The 6,153-nt window shown below is 41.3% G+C and carries 6 protein-coding genes and 1 pseudogene; 4 read left to right on the top strand and 3 right to left on the bottom strand.

Annotation, left to right across the window (positions count from 1 at the left end):
• Positions 1-27 precede the first annotated feature (27 nt).
• Complete coding sequence (locus PX482_RS01930) at positions 28-858, bottom strand: hypothetical protein (RefSeq protein WP_002762900.1); 831 nt, start codon at positions 856-858, stop codon at positions 28-30.
• 475 nt (positions 859-1,333) lie between these two features.
• On the opposite strand from PX482_RS01930, the gene PX482_RS01925 reads away from it, so the two are divergent.
• Entirely contained in the window at positions 1,334-1,570 is a 237-nt protein-coding gene (locus PX482_RS01925) for a ferredoxin-thioredoxin reductase variable chain (protein WP_288059891.1), read from the top strand.
• A 16-nt stretch (positions 1,571-1,586) separates the two neighbouring features.
• Here PX482_RS01925 and tyrS read toward each other — a convergent pair whose 3' ends face one another.
• Positions 1,587-2,804, bottom strand: a complete 1,218-nt coding sequence (gene tyrS / locus PX482_RS01920) for a tyrosine--tRNA ligase (RefSeq protein ID WP_288024742.1) — start codon at positions 2,802-2,804, stop codon at positions 1,587-1,589.
• 197 nt (positions 2,805-3,001) lie between these two features.
• On the opposite strand from tyrS, the gene PX482_RS01915 reads away from it, so the two are divergent.
• The 3 genes from PX482_RS01915 to PX482_RS01905 all read left to right on the top strand — a co-directional run bounded on the left by PX482_RS01915 (position 3,002) and on the right by PX482_RS01905 (position 5,874).
• Positions 3,002-4,687 carry a glycosyltransferase gene (locus PX482_RS01915; RefSeq protein WP_002762909.1) on the top strand — a complete coding sequence of 562 codons (1,686 nt, stop codon included), beginning with the start codon at positions 3,002-3,004 and terminating at the stop codon, positions 4,685-4,687.
• A 95-nt stretch (positions 4,688-4,782) separates the two neighbouring features.
• Positions 4,783-5,007: a ferredoxin family protein gene (locus tag PX482_RS01910; RefSeq protein WP_041804484.1), complete on the top strand. Its 225-nt coding sequence runs from the start codon at positions 4,783-4,785 to the stop codon at positions 5,005-5,007.
• Between the two features lie 129 nt (positions 5,008-5,136).
• Complete coding sequence (locus tag PX482_RS01905; protein ID WP_288024738.1) at positions 5,137-5,874, top strand: ABC transporter ATP-binding protein; 738 nt, start codon at positions 5,137-5,139, stop codon at positions 5,872-5,874.
• A gap of 90 nt (positions 5,875-5,964) precedes the next feature.
• Here PX482_RS01905 and PX482_RS28005 read toward each other — a convergent pair.
• A pseudogene (locus PX482_RS28005) lies at positions 5,965-6,153 on the bottom strand (hypothetical protein); the annotation flags it as partial.

The following is a 6,153-nucleotide window of genomic DNA, read 5'->3' as shown; positions in this document are numbered from 1 at the left end:
TATTCAGCAAACCCTATCTAAGTTCCTCTAGTAACCAGAAGACCTGGTATTAATAGGTTGTTGGATGGTGAAACCTCGGTTAATACTTTGAGGTGGGACTTGATTGGGGGTGCCATTATTGTTAGGTGGCATTCCCTGATTAGGATAACCAGTGACGTTCGGTTGACTGCCGTAGACGGGGGGTTGATATACAGGGGGTTGATAATAGTTGGATTGGTTGCTAGAGCCGGAGACGGGGTTAGGGTTGGCATTATTCCAGGAGGGTAGGGGTTGAACATTTTGTTGTTCAGGGGAATAATTTCCCTGGGGGTTAACTTGATTCGGGCTGCCCCCGGGGTTGAGATTAGGAGAATTATTCAAGTTAGCAGTCCGCGAGCGATTTTCGATTTCCCTTTGTAAAGGATAATTGCTACTGTCGCCACTAATCGGTCGCAGTTGAATCGGTTGCAGACTTTTACTAGCCTTCGGTGCCTGATTTTGCTTAGTCTGCGGCATTAACGGCGCAAATAAGGAGGGTTTCTGGTTCTTATCGGGATTAGTATTTAGAGGATTAAAAGGCTGCGTCGAGGCCGGTTTGTTCAGGCGAGCGGTATTATTATGGGCAGGAATGGCTGGCAATGGTACAGTACTGGGGAGAGGAGTATCGGTAATCTGGTTAGCCCGGATTTCCCGCTCCTCCAAGGACATTCCTGGGGTATCTAATACCGAACCCAACCATTCAGGATTCTGTTGATATACCCACAAACCAATTAGAGCCAAGGAAAATATTCCTAACGGTAGCCAAAATAAAGGTTGGGCAAAGGGTTTTAATCCCGCCAGGAAATAGCGCATGGAAGAAGAATCTTTATAGTCACTCATACCGCTTAACCCTCTATAGGTTTTCCCCCATGCTATCAAATCATTAAGTAGTTAGGGTTGGCTGAAAAAGTTTTTCGTGGGGGCAGGGTGTGGGGTGTGGGGTGTGGGGTGTGGGGTTTTACCGACTTTGAGGTAGTCAGTTACCTAATTTTCAGAGAAAAAGTACCTCAATTTTCCCCCTGATCACTCCCATGCCTGGTACTTTTTGATTGACAAAAACTCTAAAAGCCTTATCCAACAAAGTTTTTAGATTTTTTCAGCAAGCCCTAGTTATCAGTGTTTTAGCCGTCAGCCTTGCACAACAGGTGACGCTTAGGTTGCTCCCAGTATTGCTGCTTACGAACAAAAGTATCGTCAAAGCTCAGGCTCTAGGTTTCAATCTTAAGAGTTTTCAGTTCCCCGTTCCCTGATACGGCGTAGAATGATAAGATTGTTTTCAAAGATACAATAGGCGTTTGTCTTCGCTAGAGAGTTTATGAAAGTTGGCGATCAAGTTCGTGTAATTGAGTCTGTGGTAGTTTATCACCATCCTGAACACAAATCGGATCCTTTTGACGTGAAAGGACTAGAGGGAGAGGTGAAAGGGATTGTCACCGAATGGCGTGGTAGGCCGGTTAGCGCCAACCTACCCGTCCTCGTCGAGTTCAGTAAAAAGTTTAAAGCCCATTTTCGAGATTTTGAGTTAGAAATCGTGGAAAAAGCCGCCGAATAGGGACTTTTTCGCTTATTTAAGCTACAAAGCGAATAAATTTATTTTTGCCCACCTGTAGGACTTTTCCCGTTAAAGCTTCGGCTGTCTCAAAACTTTTGTCCACATCGGTGATTTTCTCACTATCGATTCTGACTGCACCCCCCTGAATCTGTCTTCTCCCTTCGCCGCTACTTTTACATAAGCCGGTGGCCGCAAGAAGATAGAATAATTTCAGGGGAAAAGTGACCGCTGCTAGGGAAAATTCGGGTACAGAGGCCGCAGCTGCCGTATTTCCCTGTAGAACTATCTCCTGCGCTGTTTTTTGTGCCTTTAATGCCTCCTCTTCTCCGTGAAACTGGGCAACTACCTCGATCGCCAGTTGTTTTTGTGCCTCTCGCGGATTGCTCGCCATAGCATCTAAGGGCAAATTTGTCAATAGTTCGTAATAATCTTTTAACAAAGCGTCGGGGGTTTTTTCCAGTTTCGAGTACATGGACAGGGCCGATTCCCGCAATCCCACATAATTATTCAGGGATTTGGACATTTTTTGACTGCCATCGGTTCCGATTAAAATCGGTAAAAGTAGCCCGAATTGCGGTTTTTTACCGAAATATTTCTGCAAATCACGACCGACGGCAATATTAAATTTTTGATCAGTTCCTCCCAATTCGACATCGGCCTCGACAGCGACGGAATCATAACCCTGCATTAAGGGATAGAGAAATTCATGGAGAAAAATCGGGTTTTCCCGGTCGTAGCGTTCGGAAAAGCCTTCTTTTGCCAACATTTGCCCGACGGTCATGGTGGAGAGAAGTTCGAGAATTTGCGATAGGTCTAATTTCCCCAACCATTCCGAGTTATAGCGAATTTCTAGGCGATTAGGGGTGTTAAAATCTAAAATTGGGCGTAATTGTGCCAGATAATTCTCGGCATTGGCTCTCACTTCTTCGATGGTTAATTGTTTTCTAACTTCCGATTTTCCGGTCGGATCGCCGATTCTAGCGGTAAAATCACCAATAATCACCACTGCCACATGACCGGCATCCTGGAAAGCACGCAGTTTCCGAAAAGGGATACTATGACCTAGGTGAATATCGCTGCCGGTGGGGTCAATACCTAGTTTAATTCTTAAAGGGCGATCGGTGGTTTGCAGTAGTTGGGTTAAATTTTCCCTAGGCTCTTGGGAGTCGGGTTGATGGGGGAATAGGTCACTGGTGCCACGGGTTAGCCAGTCTAGGGAGGAAGATACGGTCATTGTTGCTCATTTTCCACAGCCTTCCCATTATAGTTTTTTATTATGTCAAGTAACAAGCCAAAGGTAAATAAACTGGTATCTTCAATAAGAGTCGATAACATCTTGACAATTCTCCCGATCAAATATAGAGTCTTAAAATCTTCTTTTTCAAAATTATCAAAAAATTTCCCTGTCTTGAATTGCGATCAGATAAGCCGATGAATCCTAGTTTTAATAACTCTATCCCCGTGCAGAGGATCAAAGTTTCCGTAATTGTTTCTACCTATAAATCAGCGGAGTTTATCCAGGGTTGTTTAGAGGATTTAGTTACTCAAACTCTTTATGAAAAGGGAGAAGTAGAACTTATTATTATCGATAGTGCTTCCCCGGAGAATGAAGGGGAGATTATCCAAGAGTTTCAAGAAAATTATCCTAATATTATTTACCAGAGAACTAGAGAACGAGAAACCCTCTACCGCGCTTGGAATCGTGCTATTAAACTAGCTAGGGGTTCCTATATCACCAATGGGAATACTGATGATCGTCGCTGTTTTAATGCTCTGGAAATTATGGCTAATTATCTAGATAACAATAGAGAGATTAGCTTGGTTTATGCCGATCAATTAATTACCACCCTCAAAAATGATACTTTTGCCACCACCCCAGCTTTAAAACATTGGAATTGGCCAAATTACTCCTATCAACAGATGCGTCAAGGTTGTTGTGTGGGTTCTCAACCAATGTGGCGAAAAATGCTGCACGATAAATATGGTTATTTTCAGGAAAATTTTCGCTGTGCTGGTGATTATGAATTTTGGTTAAGAATCGGCATTCAAGGCGAAAAAATGGCTTTAATTCCTGAGATTTTAGGGTTATATTATTTAAATCTCCAAGGCTTAGAACATGGCAGTAATGGTCAAGCATTACAGGAACATTATCAAGTGTGTAAAATCTATAAAATTCCCCACCCAGACATTAAGGATATAGAAATTAAACCCAATCCAGTTAAGATGGAAGATTTAGGCATAATTTTACAGGAAGATGAGCGAGAAAAATTACAAACAATTCAAGCTATCTCCCGGAAAAGATGCCCAATTATTGTTATTGATGGCGTGATCTTTCAACTTAAGCAACGAAAATTAGCCAGAATTTGGTCTTCAATTCTAGAGCATTGGAGTCAATTAGAATTTAGTCAACACATTGTTATTTTAGATAGAAATAACACCGCACCAAGATGGGAAGAATTTAAATATTGGCCCGCGGAATCCTACGATTATAATTGTACGGGAAAGGATGCCAGAAAAATCCAAGATATTTGCGATCGCCTACAGGCAAATTTATTTATTTCCACTTTTTATACCAGTCCCTTAACCACTCCTTCTCTACTTTTGCTTGCTTCTGAGTTCCCAGAAGAAAACGGCAATTTACCAGTAGATTTAGAAAAACACTATGCAATTTTATCCGCTTCTAGAATCATCGCTTTTTCCTCTAATATCGCCCAAGATTTAAGAAAGTTATACCCCAAAATTACCCCCGAAAAGATTGATATTATCGAGTTTTTTGAAGTTAATCAAACAATAGCGGAAGAAATCACTAATTTTTTCCAGTATGCGCTCAGTGAAACTAAGGAATCAAGTCAGAATCAAGTCTGGTTAGAGTTAAGAAAATTACAGGAAGCACAACAGATAATGTATCTGAAACAACAGCAAGATTATCGTACTATAAAAGAGATGGAAATATCCCTAAAAGAATTAGAAAATAATCATAATTATCTCCAGAAAAATAATCAGGAATTACGGGAAGAAATTAACTATTTGTCCTCCCGTAAGGGAATAGTAAAAACCCTAGCGAAAACTTCTATTTTACTTCTTGCTAAGATCAAGAAAAAACTCCCAATATTTTAGGGAATTAAGAGAAAGTTTCCTAACAATGATCCGATCTTGGCACGGCAGTGCCTAAAAGTGGTAAAGTAATGTTAAGAATTAGAGGAGAAAACACTGTGCCACATTCGATCGTCACTGGAACTTGTGAAGGGGTTGCCGATTGCGTTTCCGCTTGTCCTGTTGCTTGCATCCATCCGGGACCGGGTAAAAATGTTAAAGGAACCGATTGGTATTGGATTGATTTTGCCACTTGTATCGACTGTGGTATCTGTCTACAAGTATGCCCCGTCGAAGGTGCAATTCTGCCACAAGAACGTCCCGATTTACAAAAAACTCCCTAATTTATCAGTTATCAGTTATCAGTTATCAGATGTAAGTTTTCAGTTCACTGATTACTGTTCACTGAAAATGCTTCCCACTTCCCAATTTATAATTCATATTACTGTCTCCTATCTCCTTTTTACCTTACCATGGATTATCTTTTAGAAGTTGAACAAGTTTATGCTGGTTATGTGCAGGATTTATACATATTGCAAGGGGTTAACTTTCGCATTGCACCGGGGGAATTAGTCACGGTTATCGGTCCCAATGGTGCGGGAAAATCCACCCTCGCTAAGACTATTTTTGGTTTATTAAAACCCAGTGCTGGAACTATCACTTTTAAGGGAAAAAATATCACTGGTTGGAAATCTAATCAAATCGTTCCCCTCGGTATGGGTTATGTTCCCCAAATTGCTAATGTTTTTCCATCCCTTAGCATCGAGGAAAATCTGGAAATGGGGGCTTTTACCAGTAAAAAAGCGATTAAACCCCTAAAAGAGCGCATTTATGCCATGTTTCCTCGTTTGGACGAGCGCCGTCGTCAGAAAGCTGGCACTTTATCCGGAGGAGAAAGACAGATGTTAGCCATGGGAAGAGCGCTGATGTTGCAACCAGATTTATTAATTCTCGATGAACCTTCGGCAGCTTTATCTCCTATCTTAGTAACCAGCGTTTTTGAACAGATAAAAGCGATTAATCAGACGGGAACTGCAATTATTTTAGTGGAACAGAATGCCAAAAAAGCCCTAATGATGTCCGATCGAGGTTATGTTTTAGAAAGTGGTCAAGATCGTTTTCAGGGATCGGGTCAAGATTTACTCAATAACCCGAAAGTAGGGGAATTATACCTCGGGGCGGCTTATCATGATGCCAAACGAGATGATTAGGAATTTGTTAAGGATTTAGGGGGATTTTGATTTCTTCCCAGAATTTAGCGATAGGATAGTAATTGAGTACAAATCTCTACGGCCCTGATGTCAAGGTGATAAGCCAGCAACCCCTAAATAGGGTCTGCTGAATAAATCTAAAAACCTTGTTGGGTAAGACTTTTAGGGTTTGCTGAATAAATCTAAAAACCTTGTTGGATAAGGCTTTTAGACTTTTTTTCCCTGAAAAAGTGCCTACCATTGGAGTGATTGGGGGGAAAATTTAGGGATTTTTTCCCT

Source organism: Microcystis sp. M53602_WE12 (assembly GCF_030065455.1).
In the GTDB taxonomy this organism is placed as follows: Bacteria; Cyanobacteriota; Cyanobacteriia; order Cyanobacteriales; family Microcystaceae; genus Microcystis; species Microcystis aeruginosa.
This window is presented reverse-complemented; position numbering and strand designations above follow the sequence as displayed.

Bases quoted from the DNA above. Each gene is read 5' to 3' on its own strand.
- PX482_RS01930 (WP_002762900.1), bottom strand. From the start codon at position 858: ATGAGTGACTATAAAGATTCTTCTTCCATGCGCTATTTCCTGGCGGGA.
- PX482_RS01925 (WP_288059891.1), top strand. From the start codon at position 1,334: ATGAAAGTTGGCGATCAAGTTCGTGTAATTGAGTCTGTGGTAGTTTAT.
- tyrS (WP_288024742.1), bottom strand. From the start codon at position 2,804: ATGACCGTATCTTCCTCCCTAGACTGGCTAACCCGTGGCACCAGTGAC.
- PX482_RS01915 (WP_002762909.1), top strand. From the start codon at position 3,002: ATGAATCCTAGTTTTAATAACTCTATCCCCGTGCAGAGGATCAAAGTT.
- PX482_RS01905 (WP_288024738.1), top strand. From the start codon at position 5,137: ATGGATTATCTTTTAGAAGTTGAACAAGTTTATGCTGGTTATGTGCAG.